This window comes from Bacillus sp. FSL K6-1560 (assembly GCF_038592935.1).
GTDB lineage: Bacteria > Bacillota > Bacilli > Bacillales > Bacillaceae > Bacillus > Bacillus subtilis.
Map to the genome: position 1 here is coordinate 364900 of NZ_CP151946.1, position 17815 is coordinate 382714.

The window sequence follows — 17815 nt, forward strand, 5'->3', positions numbered from 1 at the left end:
TTTAATGAATGAGTTGAAACAAACGTGGAAGACGATGCTGTCTGAGTTTCAGGACCAAGCGGAATTGAAACAAGATCAGCTCTTCGTCCTTGGATGCAGCACGAGCGAAGTGGCCGGCAGCCGGATCGGCACATCGGGCAGTGTAGATATCGCTGAAAGCATCTACAGCGGACTTGCTGAGCTTCGGGAAAAAACGGGAATCCATCTGGCGTTTCAATGCTGCGAGCATTTAAACAGAGCGCTTGTCGTCGAAGCAGAAACGGCCAAGCTGTTCAGGCTTCCAACCGTTTCTGCCGTGCCCGTTCCAAAAGCGGGCGGAGCGATGGCGTCTTATGCGTTTAAGCAGATGAAGTCTCCTGTTCTTGTTGAAACCATTCAGGCTGACGCCGGAATTGATATAGGCGATACGTTTATCGGCATGCATCTGAAGCCGGTGGCTGTCCCTGTGCGTGTCTCTCAAAACAGCCTCGGTTCAGCTCATGTGACATTGGCGCGTACACGGCCGAAACTAATCGGCGGAGTGCGGGCGGTTTATGAGTGCGAGTGAAAGGACTGCATAGCCAGTCTTTTCTTTTATTTTAAGGCAGTGAAATAAATTCCGAACTTTAAATTAAATTTAAGTTATTAATATTCGTTTTTACCAATAAAAATTTAGATTTTTTAAAAATAATCTTTTACATCGGCCTTAAAAACCATGTACAATAGTGATGGTAAAAACAAAGAACAGGATACGGATAGGAGAGGATCTCGCTGATGAAACATTTACCTGCGCAAGACGAACAAGTGTTTAACGCCATTAAAAATGAGCGTGAACGCCAACAGACTAAGATCGAATTGATTGCTTCTGAGAACTTTGTAAGTGAAGCGGTTATGGAAGCACAAGGATCTGTTTTGACAAATAAGTACGCAGAAGGATATCCGGGCAAACGCTACTACGGCGGATGCGAGCACGTCGATGTCGTTGAAGATATCGCCCGTGACCGCGCGAAGGAAATCTTTGGAGCGGAGCATGTAAACGTTCAGCCTCATTCAGGCGCGCAAGCAAACATGGCAGTGTACTTCACGATTTTGGAGCAAGGCGATACTGTACTTGGGATGAACCTCTCCCACGGCGGCCATTTAACACACGGAAGCCCAGTCAACTTCAGCGGTGTTCAATATAACTTTGTTGAGTACGGCGTAGATAAAGAAACTCAATATATTGATTACGATGACGTGCGTGAAAAAGCCCTCGCTCATAAACCGAAGCTTATCGTAGCAGGAGCAAGTGCGTATCCTCGTACAATCGACTTTAAGAAATTCCGTGAAATTGCTGATGAAGTCGGCGCTTACTTCATGGTGGATATGGCACATATCGCAGGACTTGTTGCGGCAGGCCTTCATCCAAACCCGGTTCCTTACGCTGATTTCGTTACAACAACAACACATAAAACACTTCGCGGTCCTCGAGGCGGTATGATCCTTTGCCGTGAAGAGTTTGGCAAGAAAATTGATAAATCGATCTTCCCTGGAATTCAAGGCGGCCCGCTGATGCACGTTATTGCCGCAAAAGCTGTTTCATTCGGTGAAGTATTGCAGGACGATTTCAAAACATATGCAGAAAACGTCATTTCAAACGCGAAACGTCTGGCTGAAGCCTTAACGAAAGAGGGCATCCAGCTCGTTTCAGGCGGAACAGACAACCACCTTATCCTTGTTGACCTTCGTTCGCTCGGACTGACTGGTAAGGTTGCGGAGCATGTACTTGATGAAATCGGTATTACGTCTAACAAAAACGCGATTCCATATGATCCTGAAAAACCTTTCGTAACAAGCGGCATCCGTCTTGGTACAGCTGCTGTAACCAGCCGCGGTTTTGACGGAGACGCATTAGAAGAAGTCGGTGCTATCATTGCGCTTGCATTGAAAAACCACGAAGATGAAGGAAAACTTGAAGAAGCAAGACAGCGTGTAGCTGCTCTGACTGATAAATTTCCTTTATATAAAGAATTAGATTATTAAGATCCTAAAACCCGCTGGGGCTTATGCCCGGCGGGTTTTTTGACGATGTTCTTGAAACTCAATGTCTTTTTTTGTAGAATCAATAGAAGTGTGTAATTGTTGATGGGACAATAAAAAAGGAGCTGAAACACAGTATGGGAAAGGTTTATGTATTTGATCATCCTTTAATTCAGCACAAGCTGACATATATACGGAATGAAAATACAGGTACGAAGGATTTTAGAGAGTTAGTAGATGAAGTGGCTACACTCATGGCATTTGAAATTACCCGCGATCTTCCTCTGGAAGAAGTGGATATCAATACACCGGTTCAGGCTGCGAAATCGAAAGTCATCTCAGGGAAAAAACTCGGAGTGGTTCCTATCCTCAGAGCAGGATTGGGAATGGTTGACGGCATTTTAAAGCTGATTCCTGCGGCAAAAGTGGGACATGTCGGCCTTTACCGTGATCCAGAAACCTTAAAACCCGTGGAATACTATGTCAAGCTTCCTTCTGATGTGGAAGAGCGTGAATTCATCGTGGTTGACCCGATGCTCGCTACAGGCGGTTCCGCAGTTGAAGCCATTCACAGCCTTAAAAAACGCGGTGCGAAAAATATCCGTTTCATGTGTCTTGTAGCAGCGCCGGAGGGTGTGGAAGAATTGCAGAAGCATCATTCGGACGTTGATATTTACATTGCGGCGTTAGATGAAAAATTAAATGAAAAAGGTTATATTGTTCCAGGTCTCGGAGATGCGGGTGACCGCATGTTTGGAACAAAATAAAAAATGAAATCCCCAAAAGGGGGTTTCATTTTTTTATCCAGTTTTTTGCTATTCGGTGAATCTGTATACAATTATAGGTGAAAATGTGAACATTCTGTGGAGACGTAAAGTATAAAAAGTTTTTTAACTTTAAACAGATTGACACATGTTAGGGGCTATTGTATGCTAAACGAGGGTATTATGAGAAGGTTTTCATAGCTTTCATTATAGTCCTCATCCTCAATGTAAATCCTCTCAGCAAACCCGTATTATGAGGATTTATTTAAGCGAATGAAACAGCATCCCTGCAAGGCTTGCGGATGAATGATTTTTTCGAACAGGCCCGTTTTGCCGGTCAAAAAAGGTCTTCTACTAAGGGTTAACCGCTGATTTTTGCCGTATCCAAGCTATACATTATTTTTTCATCAGGAGACAGATAATTGATGGACGATCCCAAGCTTACATTTAGCAGACAACGCAAATATTTATTGTTCATTTTGGCAGTGTATGTACTGGGTTATGGTTTAACAGCGTATAAAACCGTTTTTTTAGGCCTTATTCTGGGAACTGTTTTCAGTTTGTTTAATTTTTTACTGCTCGTCAGAAGAATGAATGCTTTTGACAGAGCTGTTGAGAAAGGAAAGTCCATACGATCTCTCGGGAGCGCAGCGCGGTGGTGCAATGCGATTCTTGCTGTGGCTGTTGCCTATAAAAATCCCGAATACTTTCATATGGCAAGTACAGTTATTGGATTAATGACAATATACCCTGTCATTATGATAGATTCCTTTATCCAGCTTAAACGTTCATCAATGGAAGAGAGGTGAAAACCCTTTGAATCATGGTTACAGAACTATAGAATTTCTAGGTCTTACTTTTAATCTGACAAACATTCTGATGATTACTGTGGCGAGTGTGATTGTTTTATTGATTGCTATATTGACGACAAGAACGCTTTCGATCCGTCCCGGAAAAGCCCAGAACTTTATGGAATGGATTGTTGATTTCGTCCGCAATATTATTGGCAGTACAATGGATTTAAAAACAGGGGCTAACTTCTTGGCACTTGGTGTCACATTGCTGATGTACATATTTGTGTCGAATATGCTGGGGCTGCCGTTCTCTATTACAATCGGACATGAGCTCTGGTGGAAGTCTCCGACAGCCGATCCTGCCATTACATTAACGCTAGCCGTGATGGTTGTTGCTTTAACCCACTACTATGGTGTGAAGATGAAAGGGCTCAAGGAATATTCCAAAGACTATTTAAGACCTGTTCCATTCATGCTCCCGATGAAAATCATCGAAGAGTTTGCGAATACGCTGACTCTAGGTTTGCGGCTGTATGGTAACATCTTCGCCGGTGAGATTCTTCTCGGCCTGCTTGCGGGATTAGCAACAAGCCATTATTCGCAAAGCGTGGCTCTCGGTCTTGTCGGTACAATCGGTGCCATTCTGCCGATGCTGGCATGGCAAGCATTCAGTTTATTTATTGGTGCTATCCAGGCATTTATCTTTACAATGCTGACGATGGTGTACATGTCTCATAAAATCAGTCATGATCATTAAAACATTATATCCAAACGGATAACATTTTAAAGGAGGAACTTTTTCATGAATTTAATAGCAGCTGCGATTGCAATTGGTTTAGGCGCACTTGGTGCAGGTATTGGTAACGGTTTGATTGTTTCACGTACGGTAGAGGGGATTGCCCGTCAGCCGGAAGCAGGTAAAGAACTGAGAACTCTTATGTTCATGGGTATCGCATTAGTTGAAGCCCTTCCTATTATCGCTGTCGTTATCGCATTCTTAGCGTTCTTTGGCTAAGCATAAAAGCCTTATATGAACTAAAAATGGCGAAGATCATTCCAAGAGAACCTTCGCCATTGCTTTATGTCTGATAAGCATCCCGCCTTGCCGGCTGAAAAGAGACAAGTGCGGCTGCTGGATCAGCAAAGAAAAACCTGCAGAAGGGAGTTGCCGTAGTAGATGTCTCAATTACCACTTGAACTAGGATTGTCGTTTAACGGCGGAGATATCCTGTTCCAACTGTTAGCTATGTTAATCTTATTAGCGCTTCTGAAGAAATACGCTTTAGGGCCGCTATTAAACATAATGAAACAGCGTGAAGACCACATCGCTGGAGAAATTACGTCTGCTGAAGAAAAAAATAAAGAAGCGCAGCAGCTGATTGAAGAGCAGCGCGTTCTTTTAAAAGAAGCAAGACAGGAATCCCAAACTCTTATCGAAAACGCAAAGAAACTGGGAGAGAAGCAAAAAGAAGAGATTATTCAGGCTGCACGTGCAGAATCTGAACGTCTGAAAGAAGCAGCAAGAACTGAAATCGTGAAGGAAAAAGAACAGGCGGTTTCTGCTCTCCGTGAGCAAGTAGCGTCTCTTTCTGTCATGATTGCGTCGAAAGTGATCGAAAAAGAACTGGATGAACAAGCGCAAGAGAAATTGATCCAGGACTATCTTAAAGAGGTAGGAGAAAGCCGATGAGTGGATCAGCTGTCTCTAAACGATATGCATCAGCTCTTTTTGATATAGCCAATGAGTCCGCTCAGCTGAATCAAGTAGAAGAAGAGCTAACTGTTGTAAAACAAGTATTTCAAAATGAAAAAGCGCTTAATGATGTGTTGAACCATCCGAAGGTGCCGGCTGCGAAGAAAAAAGAGCTGATCCAAAATGCATTTGGCTCTTTGTCACAGTCCGTGCTTAATACGATTTTTCTTTTGATTGACCGCCATCGTGCCGCGATTGTGCCTGAGCTCACAGATGAGTTTATCAAACTCGCAAATGAGGCCCGTCAAACAGAAGACGCAATCGTATATTCAGTGAAACCGCTGACGGATGCAGAAATGTTACCATTATCACAAGTGTTTGCAAAAAAAGCCGGAGTCGCTTCACTGAGAATCAGAAATGAAGTGCAGACGGATTTAATAGGCGGCATTAAAGTCCGCATTGGAAACCGGATTTATGACGGCAGCGTAAGCGGGAAGCTTCAGCGCATTGAACGTCAATTAGCCGGGGAAAATCGATAGAAGGGGTGAAACCTAAGTGAGCATCAAAGCTGAAGAGATTAGCACGCTGATAAAACAGCAAATACAAAATTATCAATCTGATATTGAAGTTCAAGACGTAGGTACAGTCATCCAAGTCGGTGACGGTATTGCACGTGTGCACGGCCTTGATAACTGTATGGCCGGTGAACTTGTCGAATTTTCAAACGGTGTTTTGGGTATGGCTCAAAACCTTGAGGAATCAAACGTAGGTATCGTCATCTTAGGACCTTTCAGTGAGATCCGTGAGGGAGACGAAGTAAAAAGAACAGGCCGCATCATGGAGGTTCCTGTTGGTGAAGAGTTAATCGGCCGTATTGTAAATCCGTTAGGCCAGCCGGTAGACGGACTTGGCCCGATCCTTACAAGCAAAACTCGTCCGATTGAGAGCCCTGCACCAGGCGTTATGGACCGTAAATCCGTTCATGAACCGCTTCAAACCGGTATCAAAGCGATCGATGCCCTGATTCCAATCGGCCGCGGCCAGCGTGAGCTGATCATCGGTGACCGTCAAACAGGTAAAACATCTGTTGCGATCGATGCGATTCTGAACCAAAAAGACCAAGACATGATCTGCGTATATGTTGCGATCGGTCAAAAAGAATCAACAGTCCGCGGCGTAGTAGAAACATTGCGTAAACACGGCGCGCTTGATTATACAATTGTTGTAACGGCGTCTGCGTCACAGCCGGCACCGCTTCTGTACCTGGCACCGTATGCTGGGGTTACAATGGCAGAAGAATTTATGTACAGCGGCAAGCACGTTCTTGTTGTATACGATGATCTTTCTAAACAAGCGGCTGCTTACCGTGAGCTGTCCTTGCTTCTTCGCCGTCCGCCAGGCCGTGAAGCGTTCCCTGGGGATGTATTCTATCTTCATTCCCGTCTGCTTGAGCGTGCAGCAAAGCTTAGCGACGCGAAAGGCGCAGGATCAATTACAGCTCTGCCGTTCGTAGAAACACAAGCCGGAGATATCTCTGCTTATATTCCGACGAACGTCATTTCCATCACCGACGGACAGATCTTCCTGCAATCTGATTTGTTCTTCTCAGGCGTACGTCCAGCGATCAATGCCGGATTGTCTGTATCCCGTGTCGGCGGCTCAGCGCAAATCAAAGCGATGAAAAAAGTATCAGGTACTTTGCGTCTTGACCTTGCGTCATACCGTGAGCTGGAAGCATTCTCTCAATTCGGTTCTGACCTCGACCAAGCGACTCAGGCAAAACTGAACCGCGGTGCGCGTACAGTTGAAGTGCTGAAGCAGGATCTGAACAAGCCGCTTCCGGTTGAAAAGCAAGTAGCCATTCTTTATGCGCTGACAAAAGGATATCTCGATGATATTCCTGTGGCGGATATCAGACGTTTTGAAGAAGAGTACTACATGTACCTTGACCAAAACCATAAAGACCTGCTTGACGGAATTGCGAAAACAGGAAACCTTCCTGCTGATGAAGACTTCAATGCTGCAATCGAAGGCTTCAAACGCACATTTGCACCAAGCAACTAACTCGAATGCTGATGAGAGAAAAAGGTTCTCTTTTTCTCTCTTTTTACGCAGATGAAGAGAAAAGGTGGTGAAATCTTTGGCCTCATTACGCGATATTAAGTCAAGGATCACGTCAACGAAAAAAACAAGTCAGATTACAAAAGCCATGCAGATGGTATCTGCGGCTAAGCTGAATCGTGCTGAAAACAATGCAAAATCATTTGTGCCATATATGGATAAAATCCAAGAGGTTGTGTCAAACGTCGGAAGAGTTTCCGGCAACGTGAAGCACCCGATGCTTCTCAGCAGAGAAGTGAAAAAAACGGCATACCTTGTCATTACGTCTGACCGCGGTCTTGCCGGCGCTTTTAACAGTTCGGTTTTACGGAGTGCTTATCAGGCCATGCAAGAACGTCATCAGTCTAAGGATGAGTATGCGGTGATTGCCATCGGAAGAGTGGGCCGTGATTTCTTTAAGAAACGTGAGATTCCGATCATTTCCGAGTTAACAGGACTTGGGGATGAAGTGACGTTTACAGAAATTAAAGATCTTGCCCGTCAAACGATCCAAATGTTTATAGACGGTGCGTTTGATGAATTGCACCTTGTTTATAACCATTTTGTCAGCGCCATTACTCAAGAAGTAACGGAGAAAAAACTTCTGCCGTTATCTGATTTGGGCAGCGGCGGCGGAAAAAGAACGGCGTCTTATGAATTTGAACCATCTGAAGAGGAGGTTCTGGAGGTTTTGCTTCCTCAATATGCAGAAAGCTTAATCTTCGGTGCGCTTCTTGACAGTAAAGCAAGTGAGCACGCTGCAAGAATGACGGCGATGAAAAATGCGACAGACAACGCGAAGGAACTTATCGATTCACTTTCGCTTTCTTACAACCGCGCTCGCCAAGCAGCCATCACACAAGAAATTACGGAAATTGTCGGCGGAGCAGCCGCTTTAGAATAGAAAGATTTTGTCAGGAGGGATAGCGATGAAGAAAGGACGCGTTAGCCAGGTATTAGGACCGGTCGTCGACGTGCGTTTTGAAGACGGTCACTTGCCTGAAATTTATAATGCGATTAAAATTTCACAGCCAGCTGCAAGTGAAAACGAAGTAGGTATTGATTTAACGCTTGAGGTCGCTCTTCATTTAGGTGATGATACAGTCCGTACAATCGCAATGGCATCTACGGATGGTGTTCAGCGCGGTATGGAAGCTGTAGATACAGGAGCGCCAATCTCAGTACCGGTTGGTGATGTAACACTTGGACGTGTTTTTAACGTTCTCGGAAAAAATATTGATTTGAATGAGCCGGTTCCTGCGGATGCGAAAAAGGATCCGATTCACAGACAGGCGCCTTCATTCGATCAGCTTTCAACAGAAGTTGAAATTCTTGAAACAGGTATTAAGGTTGTTGATTTGCTTGCTCCTTACATTAAGGGCGGTAAAATCGGATTGTTCGGTGGTGCCGGTGTAGGTAAAACCGTATTAATCCAGGAATTAATCAACAACATCGCGCAAGAGCACGGCGGTATCTCTGTATTCGCCGGCGTAGGAGAGCGTACTCGTGAAGGAAACGACCTTTTCTACGAAATGAGTGACTCTGGCGTAATCAACAAAACAGCCATGGTATTCGGACAAATGAACGAGCCGCCGGGCGCACGTATGCGTGTTGCTTTGACAGGCCTTACAATGGCTGAGCACTTCCGTGATGTACAAGGACAGGACGTACTGTTCTTTATCGATAACATTTTCCGTTTCACACAAGCGGGTTCAGAGGTTTCAGCCCTTCTTGGCCGTATGCCTTCAGCGGTTGGTTATCAGCCGACGCTTGCAACTGAGATGGGTCAGCTCCAAGAGCGTATCACGTCTACGAATGTTGGATCAGTTACATCTATCCAGGCGATCTACGTGCCTGCCGATGACTACACTGACCCGGCGCCGGCAACAACGTTCGCTCACTTGGATGCGACAACAAACCTTGAGCGTAAATTAACTGAAATGGGTATTTACCCTGCGGTTGATCCGTTGGCATCTACATCACGCGCCCTTGCTCCTGAAATTGTCGGAGAAGAGCACTATGCGGTTGCGCGTGAAGTACAGTCAACGCTTCAGCGTTACAAAGAGCTTCAAGATATCATTGCGATTCTCGGTATGGATGAATTAGGCGAGGAAGACAAACTTGTCGTTCACCGCGCACGCCGTATCCAGTTCTTCCTTTCTCAGAACTTCCACGTGGCTGAACAGTTCACTGGACAAAAAGGTTCTTACGTGCCTGTAAAAGAGACGGTACAAGGCTTCAAAGAAATCTTAGCCGGTAAATATGACCATCTTCCAGAAGATGCATTCCGTCTTGTAGGCCGTATCGAAGAAGTTGTTGAGAAAGCAAAAGAAATGGGTGTAGAAGTTTAATCTGGTCCTAGGAGGGTAAAAGCATGAAGACCGTTAAAGTCAATATCGTTACTCCCGACGGCCCAGTATACGATGCGGATATCGAAATGGTGAGTGTGAGAGCCGAAAGCGGCGATCTCGGTATTTTGCCAGGCCATATTCCAACCGTGGCTCCTCTTAAAATCGGCGCTGTCCGTCTGAAAAAAGACGGGCAGACTGAAATGGTTGCCGTCAGCGGCGGATTTGTCGAAGTCCGTCCTGATCAGGTCACCATCCTTGCCCAGGCTGCCGAGACAGCGGAAGGCATCGATAAAGAGCGCGCTGAAGCTGCACGCCAGCGGGCGCAGGAGCGTTTGAATTCTCAATCAGATGATACTGACATTCGTCGGGCTGAGCTTGCGTTACAGCGGGCTTTGAACAGATTGGATGTAGCAGGGAAATAAGAAAAAATCCTTCTCTTTATGAGAAGGATTTTTTTATGAACGCACAAGAGAATCAAACAGCGATAACAGCGGGCGATCCTCTTTTGGACGCAGGTATAAACCATCACAGGCATTCATTGTATGCCACGATTTGTGATGTCTTCTAAAGCCAAGTGTATAAGCGCCGTCTTTATAGGGATAAGGTTTTACAACCCATTCAGCATCTTCATGGCGGGCAATCACGCAATCTATAAGATAAACACTGATCATTTTCTCGAATTCTTCAATAGGAAGATTCCAATCAGCAAGCAAAAGCTCTTGTATACTTTGAAAATAAAGGTTTTCAAGCTCTTCAAGGCTTTCTCTCGTATAGGTAAGAGAAATGTTAAAAAACTGACACAATTCATTCAGTTCTTCAATCTGTGACTGTCTATAATCATAATAGAATGCAATTGCTTCCCATTCCTGATCAAAAATTGGCAGGTCCTCACCATATTGCTTTTCAGGCTGAAAAAAAGAATGATTCACATTTGCCAGCTCCTTTCCAATAAAGTATACCATGTAAAAGAATCGCACTTTAAGCGGGGATTAGCCCTAGATTTGGCTGATTATTCCGTTCTGTATAAAATGTATCATCTTTATCTGTGCTTCTTATATAATAAGAAAGGGTATGAACGCAGAGAAAGGAGTGTAATAGATGAGTGTATTGGGACAGCAGGCTGCAATCGGCATTGTCGTTCACCTGATTTTTATAGCAGTGACTTGGTGGGCGTTGCAAGCCGTCAATATAGATCCGTTAATCAAAAAAGGCAAAGTCGTGCAGGCAAGACTCCTGATGATTTTGCTGACAATCGCCATTGGAACGGCCGTTGCCAATTTCTTTTTAGATTACCTCAATTATTCACAGCAGCTTCCCTATCTATTTTAATAGGTTTTGAACATTATTAAATGGTTGGGAGAAGCGGGTTGAGGCGAATAGCTCGAGTTTTGACGAAGATTTTTACGTATGGCGCCTCTTGCCTCCGGTAAAACTGGGGATAAGGGGGAGAGATGAACATGAAGAAAAAACAAGTAAGCCACGCTATTATCATTTCCGTCATGTTAAGCTTCGTCATTGCTGTTTTCCATACCATTCATGCGAGTGAATTAACGCCGTTAGCACAAATGGCAGAGGGGATGGAACGCCAAGATGTGTCAATAGATAAGTGGACATTGCATGCAAAACAAAACATGTCACTGACCGAAAAAGAATTTTATCAAAAAGTGCAACGTTTAAAATCAGAGTATCGTCAATATGATTGGGTGATTGCACGGGAAGATAAAATTATAAAGGCAATTGGCACATATACTGACAAAAAAAATCGTACTTCTTTTAGACTGCAGCTTGTCACAACCCTCAAAAAACACAATCCAACTTCGTATTTATTATATGAGCAAATGAGTCTAGAGACACCGGATAGCTGGAATGATACATATGAACAGTTTGAACGGGAGACACTTGGGATATTCCAAGAAAAAGTAGTTATTTTTACTTGTCTAAATGGTCACTTAGATGATAATATGAATATTGTTTTGCAAAAAAAAGCAAATCAGTTATTAAATGAATTTCAAGCAAGATCAGTAGAACATGTAGTTGAGCCAAATTTCGTTTCTATTTCTGCGTTTACAGATGAGTGGGAAGAGTACATTATGACCTCGAAACATAAAATGAATTTGCAAATTGCACTTAGAAGTGCAGGAATGGGCGGAAAACATACCGTTACGGTTGGCACACCAATCGTTACGACTGAATATTAATATAGAGAATTTAGGGACGCGGAGGGGAATACCTTGGAAAAAATCATCGTCCGCGGCGGTCAGAAGTTAAACGGCACAGTCAAAGTTGAAGGCGCTAAAAATGCCGTTTTACCTGTTATCGCTGCATCTTTATTAGCAAGTGAAGAAAAAAGCGTAATTTGTGATGTACCTACGCTCTCCGATGTATATACAATTAACGAAGTGTTGCGTCATTTAGGAGCAGATGTGCATTTTGAAAATAATGAAGTGACTGTAAATGCTTCATACGCTTTGCAAACTGAAGCACCTTTTGAATATGTTCGTAAAATGCGTGCGTCTGTGCTTGTCATGGGGCCGCTTCTTGCGCGTACAGGTCATGCAAGAGTTGCACTTCCGGGCGGATGCGCAATTGGTTCCAGACCGATTGATCAGCATTTAAAAGGATTTGAAGCAATGGGCGCAGAAATCAAAGTCGGTAATGGCTTCATTGAAGCTGAAGTAAAAGGCCGACTGCAAGGCGCAAAAATTTATCTGGACTTCCCAAGTGTAGGAGCTACAGAGAACCTGATTATGGCAGCCGCTCTAGCTGAAGGAACAACAACGCTGGAAAACGTGGCAAAAGAACCCGAAATCGTTGATTTAGCAAACTATATCAACGGCATGGGCGGAAAAATCCGCGGAGCTGGCACCGGCACCATCAAAATTGAAGGAGTCGAAAAGCTTCACGGCGTAAAACACCATATTATTCCTGACCGCATTGAAGCGGGCACATTTATGGTTGCTGCTGCGATCACTGAAGGAAACGTATTAGTAAAAGGAGCCGTTCCTGAACACCTCACCTCTTTAATTGCAAAAATGGAAGAGATGGGTGTAACAATTAAGGATGAAGGTGAAGGTCTGCGTGTCATCGGCCCGAAAGAACTTAAACCGATTGACATCAAAACAATGCCTCACCCGGGCTTCCCGACTGATATGCAGTCACAAATGATGGCGCTTCTGCTTCGTGCAAGCGGCACAAGCATGATTACAGAAACCGTTTTTGAAAACCGTTTTATGCATGCGGAAGAATTCCGCCGTATGAATGGTGATATCAAGATTGAAGGACGTTCTGTCATCATTAACGGTCCTGTACAGCTTCAGGGAGCTGAAGTTGCAGCGACTGATTTGCGTGCAGGTGCAGCGCTGATTCTTGCGGGGTTAGTGGCTGAAGGTCACACACGTGTTACTGAATTGAAGCACTTAGACCGCGGTTACGTTGATTTCCATCAGAAGCTTGCCGCTCTGGGTGCAGACATCGAACGTGTAAATGATGAGTCTGCTTCTGAGCAAGAGAATAAAGAAGTCGTTTCTGACTTAAATGCATAAACTTACTTGAAAATCAGTATGTCACTCTGGCATACTGGTTTTTTATTTTTTGTGTATTATCATCATTATGCGCAAAATAGCAAAAAAGAATACGTAAATGACAAATAAAGTTTCTGTCCAAAACGAGAGTCATATTAGCTTGTCCCTGCCCATAGACTAGACTAGAGTCGAATCCCGAGCAGGAGGCAGCTGAATATGAAACAATTCGCAATCACACTATCCGTACTATGTGCATTGATTCTCTTGGTTCCCACACTCTTGGTTATACCATTCCAGCATAATAAGGAAGCGGGGGCCAGCGTAGAATCAGAAAAGACAGCAGTCAGCACGAAACCAGCATCGAAAGGAGCAGAAACATTGAAAGCATCACCTGTTTCTATTCCCGTCTATCGAACCGCAAATCAATCCGTAGAAAACATTCCGCTTGAAGAGTATGTGATTGGAGTCGTCGCCTCCGAAATGCCGGCAACCTTTGAATCTGAAGCACTGAAAGCCCAGGCCCTCGCCGCCAGAACATTTATTGTCAGACTGATGGTGTCAAATTCAGCGGTTGAGGCTCCTAAAGGCTCACTGGTGGATGATACACAGATGTTCCAGGTGTATAAAAACAAAGCGGAGCTGAAAAAACAGTGGGGAACAAGCTATGAGACAAAACTGAAGAAAATCACAGCTGCGGTAGCCAGTACGCAAGGCAAAATCTTAACGTACAACAACCAGCCGATTGAAGCCTCCTTTTTCTCCACAAGCAACGGCTACACAGAGAATGCAGAAGCTTATTGGACAAGTGCTATCCCATATTTAAAAAGCGTCAAAAGCCCATGGGATAAAAAGTCTCCGAAATATAAGGCAACGAAAACCTTTACAGTGGCAGAATTTCAGCAAAAGCTTGGCGTCAAGCTGGATGGATCTAGCGCAGTAGGGAAGATTACCGGCGAGACACCGGGCCACCAGGTCGCAACTGCCGTCATTAACGGCAAGACGCTGAAAGGAAGAGACATACGTGAAAAGCTGGGTCTCAACTCCGCCGATTTTGAATGGAAGCGAAATGGAGACACAATTACAGTCACGACGAGAGGATTTGGCCACGGTGTGGGGATGAGCCAATACGGAGCGAATTTTATGGCCAAAGAAGGCAAAACGGTTGATGACATTGTAAAGTACTATTACCAAGGCACACAAATTTCTGAGGCAGATGCGTTTTTGAATAAATATATGGCGAAAAAGTAGAAAAAGACGCTCATTGGGCGTCTTTTTCTGTTCCTGAATATCTTTTATCTAAGAGCAGCTGAAACGGTTTAGAGGAGCTTCTGACCATCTTTAAGGATCAGTCCTTTTTTCCTGATTTCAGGCTTTGAGATTGTGGTAAAGTCATCCACATTTGTCGACAGACTTCGACAGACTCATATAACGAAAGCCGAAAGGCGGACAATCTTCTCTTTTCATAGGGGCGTTAGGTGGAAATCACTAATAAAAACATAGGTTTCTATGCAAAAGTAAACAACAGCAATGGGGAAGCCCGCCCTATTTATTTCTCGGTTTTTGTTGATTACGATAGATTATGTTCAGCGTTGAACATCTGCACGCAGAAACAAATTGGTAAAGGGGTACGAACATGAAGAAAAGATTTTCACTGATCATGATGACAGGATTGCTTTTTGGATTAACTTCACCTGCTTTTGCAGCTGAAAAGACAGAAACGGAGGCTAAAGCGCCGGCGAACGTGGCGGTCTTGCTTGATGCCAGCGGAAGTATGGCGAAAAGAATAGATGGTGTATCTAAATTTAATTCAGCCAAAAAAGAAATTTCAAAGTTTGCGAGCTCATTGCCAGAAGGAACTCAGGTGAAAATGAGCGTGTTTGGCTCTGAAGGAAACAATAAAAATTCCGGAAAAGTTCAGTCATGTGAAGCCATTCGCAACGTATACGGCTTCCAAAGCTTTAACGAGCAAAGCTTCCTCAATTCTCTCAATACAATTGGGCCGACTGGCTGGACGCCAATTGCCAAAGCGCTGAACGAAGCGAAATCTTCTTTTGACCAGCTTGATGCAAAAGGGGAAAAAGTGGTGTATCTGTTGACAGACGGTGAGGAAACGTGCGGAGGAAACCCGATTAAAACAGCAAAGGAACTGCAAAAAGACAATATCACTGTTAATGTAATCGGCTTTGATTATAAAGAGGGATACAAAGGCCAGCTGAACGCAATTGCGAAAGTAGGCGGCGGTGAATACTTCCCGGCTTATACCCAAAAAGATGTTGAGAAAATTTTCACTCAGCAATCACTAATGTTATCTAAATAAGAAAAAAGAGGCTGGTGATGGTCAGCCTCTTTTTGTATGTAACAAAAACTTCAAAACTAATTAGCTGTCTGCCTGTAGCATAGTAGCAGATTTCCGTTTTTCTGTCATAATCAAGGCGAAAAAAGAATGAATGATCACACAATCTGTTTATGCTTTCTGGGCGGAAATGGCTAAAAATGAACGGCATTTCAAGCGATTTTGGACAGATCGTGAAAGCAGCACAAAAGGCAGCATGTCCTATATCTTTTTGCATTTTCGTATTCTAGCATAAAGAAGAATCCAACATATAGTTGGAAAATATGAAAAAGAAAGGAAGTAATCATATGAAAAAATTGCTGGCTGCCGGTATCATTGGATTGTTGACTGTTTCCATTGCCTCCCCGTCTTTTGCCGCTGAGAAACAGGCTGATACAAATGTAGCTGTTTTGTTTGACGGAAGCGGAAGCATGGTCCAAAAAACAGGAGGAGAGCGCAAAATAGACATTGCCAAAAAATCAGTAAAATCTTTTGCCGAACTTCTTCCAAAGGATACAAATCTTATGCTTCGCGTTTTCGGGCATGCAGGGAACAATAAACTGTCCGGTAAAGCCCTTTCGTGCAGTACGACGGAAACCATTTACGGCCTTCATCCATATGAAGGGTCTCTGTTTGACAATTCATTGAGTGAGCTCAAGCCGACTGGATGGACACCGATTGCCAAAGCACTTGCAGACACAAGAAAAGAATTTGAAGCATTTGACGCAGACGGGAAAAACGTGGTGTATTTAATCACTGACGGTGAAGAAACGTGCGGCGGAGACCCTGCGGCGGAAATCGAAAAGCTCCGTGCATCAAATGTGGATACGATTGTAAACATCATTGGCTTCAACTTTGATGTCAAGGGTAATGAAGAGATGAAACAAGCAGCTGTCGCTGGCGGCGGAGAATATATTTCAGCGAACAGTGCGGATGAGTTCGAACAGGCTTGGGAAAAAGAAGCACAAAAATTTACTGAGTAAGGAACCTAAAGATCAGGCGCTCCCCCAGGCGCCTTTTTTTATTGGTTTAAAAACAATTTGGCCGGGAATGATACCCTAAAAAGGGGTTGAACATATGAAATTATTCGGAATGATTTTTCTTATAGCCACCGTTGCATTCATATTGCTTGGTGTTCTTCTAAAACTGGCAGCCTTCTTTTTTGTCAGCATTCTCACCTTGATCGCAGCTATTGTGCTGTTTACGGTTCTGAAAAAGAATCAGCATAATCAAACATAGAGTCCTTTCTATAGAGGGCTCTCAGCGTGTCGACAAGCCCAGCGTTCGTTGTCAATGCACATTGGTAAAAGGAATGGCGGCTAAATGCTTAGGCACCCTGCCTAAACACCGCCGTCATTACATCCTGTGAAAGCCCTTTATATAGAGGGCTCTTTTTGTGTCTCAGAATTCGACAAAATCCGAGGAGTGTGAAAAAATATAAAGGCAGGAACATTGCGGAGGGGAAGAGACATTGAACGATAAAGTAACTGCGGTCAGGGATGTATGGCGCTATGAACAAGGGGAAATAAGGAAAGTAGAAGACCGGATGGTGACGGAATTCCCTTTGACAGTGATACTGAATGGCAGTGAATTTGTGACGCTCGTTTGTACGCCTGAGCATATCGAAGAGCTTGTCATCGGATTTCTCGCATCAGAGGGTGTTATACGATTTCAAAAAGAAATTAAAAGGTTTACAATAGATGAAAGTCTCGGTTTTGTATATGTCGACCTCGTTCACCCTGAGACATTGGATCAAAAGGATTATACGAAACGGGTGATCGGCTCATGCTGCGGAAAGGGCCGTCATTTTTATTTTCAGCAGGATGTCAAAACAGCCAAGACGGCTGTCAGCCAAATCAAGATATCGCCTGAGGCATGTCTGGCGCTTATGAAGGACATGCAGCAAGGGAGCGGGACGTTTCAGGATACGGGAGGCGTCCATAATGCGGCGCTTTGCGACACAGAGAAGCTTCTGTTGATGCGCACAGATATCGGTCGGCACAACGCACTTGATAAACTATACGGACACTGCCTTCTAAACGGGATGTCCGTACGCGACAAACTGATTGTGTTCAGCGGCAGAATCTCATCAGAGGTCCTGTTAAAAGCGGCCAAAATCGGCGTGTCGATTGTCATTTCCAAATCGGCTCCGACGGAGCTTGCGATTCAAATGGCTGAAGAATTGAATATCACAGCGATTGGATTTGTCAGAAACGGATCATTTAATGTATATACACACCCTGAGAGAATCAGGGAGTAGGA

At 44.1% G+C, this 17815-nt stretch carries 22 protein-coding genes; 21 read left to right on the forward strand and 1 reads right to left on the reverse strand.

Features of this window, described 5'->3' with window-relative positions; translation table 11 throughout:
- Nucleotides 1-4 precede the first annotated feature (4 nt).
- From NYE22_RS02015 to NYE22_RS02070, 12 genes are all read left to right on the forward strand, one after another.
- Entirely contained in the window at nucleotides 5-547 is a 543-nt protein-coding gene (locus tag NYE22_RS02015) for a TIGR01440 family protein (protein ID WP_003227667.1), read from the forward strand.
- A 206-nt stretch (nucleotides 548-753) separates the two neighbouring features.
- Nucleotides 754-2001, forward strand: coding sequence for a serine hydroxymethyltransferase (gene glyA, locus NYE22_RS02020; protein WP_015714869.1), 1248 nt, complete (start codon nucleotides 754-756; stop codon nucleotides 1999-2001).
- Nucleotides 2002-2135: 134 nt separating this feature from the next.
- Nucleotides 2136-2765 carry a uracil phosphoribosyltransferase gene (gene upp / locus NYE22_RS02025; RefSeq protein WP_003227670.1) on the forward strand — a complete coding sequence of 210 codons (630 nt, stop codon included), beginning with the start codon at nucleotides 2136-2138 and terminating at the stop codon, nucleotides 2763-2765.
- 422 nt (nucleotides 2766-3187) lie between these two features.
- Nucleotides 3188-3571, forward strand: coding sequence for an ATP synthase subunit I (atpI, locus tag NYE22_RS02030; RefSeq protein WP_003243159.1), 384 nt, complete (start codon nucleotides 3188-3190; stop codon nucleotides 3569-3571).
- Between the two features lie 7 nt (nucleotides 3572-3578).
- Nucleotides 3579-4313 carry a F0F1 ATP synthase subunit A gene (gene atpB / locus NYE22_RS02035; protein WP_003242621.1) on the forward strand — a complete coding sequence of 245 codons (735 nt, stop codon included), beginning with the start codon at nucleotides 3579-3581 and terminating at the stop codon, nucleotides 4311-4313.
- A gap of 45 nt (nucleotides 4314-4358) precedes the next feature.
- The gene (gene atpE / locus NYE22_RS02040; protein WP_003151167.1) at nucleotides 4359-4571 is read left to right on the forward strand and encodes a F0F1 ATP synthase subunit C; all 213 of its coding nucleotides are present in this window, start codon (nucleotides 4359-4361) and stop codon (nucleotides 4569-4571) included.
- Nucleotides 4572-4733: 162 nt separating this feature from the next.
- Nucleotides 4734-5246: a F0F1 ATP synthase subunit B gene (gene atpF, locus NYE22_RS02045; RefSeq protein ID WP_003244051.1), complete on the forward strand. Its 513-nt coding sequence runs from the start codon at nucleotides 4734-4736 to the stop codon at nucleotides 5244-5246.
- Nucleotides 5243-5788: a F0F1 ATP synthase subunit delta gene (locus NYE22_RS02050; RefSeq protein ID WP_017696011.1), complete on the forward strand. Its 546-nt coding sequence runs from the start codon at nucleotides 5243-5245 to the stop codon at nucleotides 5786-5788. Before atpF ends, NYE22_RS02050 begins: the two co-directional genes overlap by 4 nt.
- Nucleotides 5789-5804: 16 nt before the next feature.
- Nucleotides 5805-7313, forward strand: a complete 1509-nt coding sequence (gene atpA / locus NYE22_RS02055) for a F0F1 ATP synthase subunit alpha (protein ID WP_342412260.1) — start codon at nucleotides 5805-5807, stop codon at nucleotides 7311-7313.
- A gap of 76 nt (nucleotides 7314-7389) precedes the next feature.
- On the forward strand, nucleotides 7390-8253 hold the full coding sequence (gene atpG / locus NYE22_RS02060; protein ID WP_003244388.1) for an ATP synthase F1 subunit gamma: 864 nt from the start codon (nucleotides 7390-7392) through the stop codon (nucleotides 8251-8253).
- A 25-nt stretch (nucleotides 8254-8278) separates the two neighbouring features.
- On the forward strand, nucleotides 8279-9700 hold the full coding sequence (gene atpD, locus NYE22_RS02065; RefSeq protein ID WP_342412261.1) for a F0F1 ATP synthase subunit beta: 1422 nt from the start codon (nucleotides 8279-8281) through the stop codon (nucleotides 9698-9700).
- Between the two features lie 23 nt (nucleotides 9701-9723).
- Nucleotides 9724-10122 carry a F0F1 ATP synthase subunit epsilon gene (locus tag NYE22_RS02070; protein WP_014478254.1) on the forward strand — a complete coding sequence of 133 codons (399 nt, stop codon included), beginning with the start codon at nucleotides 9724-9726 and terminating at the stop codon, nucleotides 10120-10122.
- A 33-nt stretch (nucleotides 10123-10155) separates the two neighbouring features.
- Here NYE22_RS02070 and NYE22_RS02075 read toward each other — a convergent pair whose 3' ends face one another.
- Nucleotides 10156-10629, reverse strand: coding sequence for a hypothetical protein (locus NYE22_RS02075; RefSeq protein WP_339203365.1), 474 nt, complete (start codon nucleotides 10627-10629; stop codon nucleotides 10156-10158).
- A 169-nt stretch (nucleotides 10630-10798) separates the two neighbouring features.
- Here NYE22_RS02075 and NYE22_RS02080 point away from each other — a divergent pair, with 169 nt between their 5' ends.
- From NYE22_RS02080 to fdhD, 9 genes are all read left to right on the forward strand, one after another.
- Nucleotides 10799-11029 carry a DUF1146 family protein gene (locus tag NYE22_RS02080; RefSeq protein ID WP_003227691.1) on the forward strand — a complete coding sequence of 77 codons (231 nt, stop codon included), beginning with the start codon at nucleotides 10799-10801 and terminating at the stop codon, nucleotides 11027-11029.
- Between the two features lie 128 nt (nucleotides 11030-11157).
- Complete coding sequence (locus NYE22_RS02085; protein WP_342412262.1) at nucleotides 11158-11898, forward strand: YwmB family TATA-box binding protein; 741 nt, start codon at nucleotides 11158-11160, stop codon at nucleotides 11896-11898.
- A gap of 33 nt (nucleotides 11899-11931) precedes the next feature.
- Complete coding sequence (murA, locus tag NYE22_RS02090; RefSeq protein ID WP_003227695.1) at nucleotides 11932-13242, forward strand: UDP-N-acetylglucosamine 1-carboxyvinyltransferase; 1311 nt, start codon at nucleotides 11932-11934, stop codon at nucleotides 13240-13242.
- A gap of 195 nt (nucleotides 13243-13437) precedes the next feature.
- On the forward strand, nucleotides 13438-14469 hold the full coding sequence (spoIID, locus tag NYE22_RS02095; RefSeq protein WP_038829831.1) for a stage II sporulation protein D: 1032 nt from the start codon (nucleotides 13438-13440) through the stop codon (nucleotides 14467-14469).
- Nucleotides 14470-14854: 385 nt separating this feature from the next.
- Entirely contained in the window at nucleotides 14855-15538 is a 684-nt protein-coding gene (locus tag NYE22_RS02100) for a VWA domain-containing protein (protein WP_003227700.1), read from the forward strand.
- A 130-nt stretch (nucleotides 15539-15668) separates the two neighbouring features.
- On the forward strand, nucleotides 15669-15809 hold the full coding sequence (locus tag NYE22_RS02105; RefSeq protein ID WP_014478246.1) for a hypothetical protein: 141 nt from the start codon (nucleotides 15669-15671) through the stop codon (nucleotides 15807-15809).
- 52 nt (nucleotides 15810-15861) lie between these two features.
- Complete coding sequence (locus tag NYE22_RS02110; protein WP_003243553.1) at nucleotides 15862-16536, forward strand: VWA domain-containing protein; 675 nt, start codon at nucleotides 15862-15864, stop codon at nucleotides 16534-16536.
- 94 nt (nucleotides 16537-16630) lie between these two features.
- A complete protein-coding gene (locus tag NYE22_RS02115) occupies nucleotides 16631-16792 on the forward strand; it encodes a hypothetical protein (RefSeq protein WP_003227706.1) in 162 nt (53 codons plus the stop codon).
- A 232-nt stretch (nucleotides 16793-17024) separates the two neighbouring features.
- On the forward strand, nucleotides 17025-17813 hold the full coding sequence (gene fdhD / locus NYE22_RS02120) for a formate dehydrogenase accessory sulfurtransferase FdhD (RefSeq protein WP_021480805.1): 789 nt from the start codon (nucleotides 17025-17027) through the stop codon (nucleotides 17811-17813).
- Nucleotides 17814-17815 lie beyond the last annotated feature (2 nt).

Excerpts from the sequence above, each read along its gene's own strand:
- NYE22_RS02015 (WP_003227667.1), top strand. The coding sequence starts at position 5 with ATGAATGAGTTGAAACAAACGTGGAAGACGATGCTGTCTGAGTTTCAG.
- glyA (WP_015714869.1), top strand. The coding sequence starts at position 754 with ATGAAACATTTACCTGCGCAAGACGAACAAGTGTTTAACGCCATTAAA.
- upp (WP_003227670.1), top strand. The coding sequence starts at position 2,136 with ATGGGAAAGGTTTATGTATTTGATCATCCTTTAATTCAGCACAAGCTG.
- atpI (WP_003243159.1), top strand. The coding sequence starts at position 3,188 with ATGGACGATCCCAAGCTTACATTTAGCAGACAACGCAAATATTTATTG.
- atpE (WP_003151167.1), top strand. The coding sequence starts at position 4,359 with ATGAATTTAATAGCAGCTGCGATTGCAATTGGTTTAGGCGCACTTGGT.
- atpF (WP_003244051.1), top strand. The coding sequence starts at position 4,734 with ATGTCTCAATTACCACTTGAACTAGGATTGTCGTTTAACGGCGGAGAT.
- NYE22_RS02050 (WP_017696011.1), top strand. The coding sequence starts at position 5,243 with ATGAGTGGATCAGCTGTCTCTAAACGATATGCATCAGCTCTTTTTGAT.
- atpD (WP_342412261.1), top strand. The coding sequence starts at position 8,279 with ATGAAGAAAGGACGCGTTAGCCAGGTATTAGGACCGGTCGTCGACGTG.
- NYE22_RS02070 (WP_014478254.1), top strand. The coding sequence starts at position 9,724 with ATGAAGACCGTTAAAGTCAATATCGTTACTCCCGACGGCCCAGTATAC.
- NYE22_RS02080 (WP_003227691.1), top strand. The coding sequence starts at position 10,799 with ATGAGTGTATTGGGACAGCAGGCTGCAATCGGCATTGTCGTTCACCTG.
- NYE22_RS02085 (WP_342412262.1), top strand. The coding sequence starts at position 11,158 with ATGAAGAAAAAACAAGTAAGCCACGCTATTATCATTTCCGTCATGTTA.
- spoIID (WP_038829831.1), top strand. The coding sequence starts at position 13,438 with ATGAAACAATTCGCAATCACACTATCCGTACTATGTGCATTGATTCTC.
- NYE22_RS02100 (WP_003227700.1), top strand. The coding sequence starts at position 14,855 with ATGAAGAAAAGATTTTCACTGATCATGATGACAGGATTGCTTTTTGGA.
- NYE22_RS02105 (WP_014478246.1), top strand. The coding sequence starts at position 15,669 with ATGATCACACAATCTGTTTATGCTTTCTGGGCGGAAATGGCTAAAAAT.
- NYE22_RS02110 (WP_003243553.1), top strand. The coding sequence starts at position 15,862 with ATGAAAAAATTGCTGGCTGCCGGTATCATTGGATTGTTGACTGTTTCC.
- NYE22_RS02115 (WP_003227706.1), top strand. The coding sequence starts at position 16,631 with ATGAAATTATTCGGAATGATTTTTCTTATAGCCACCGTTGCATTCATA.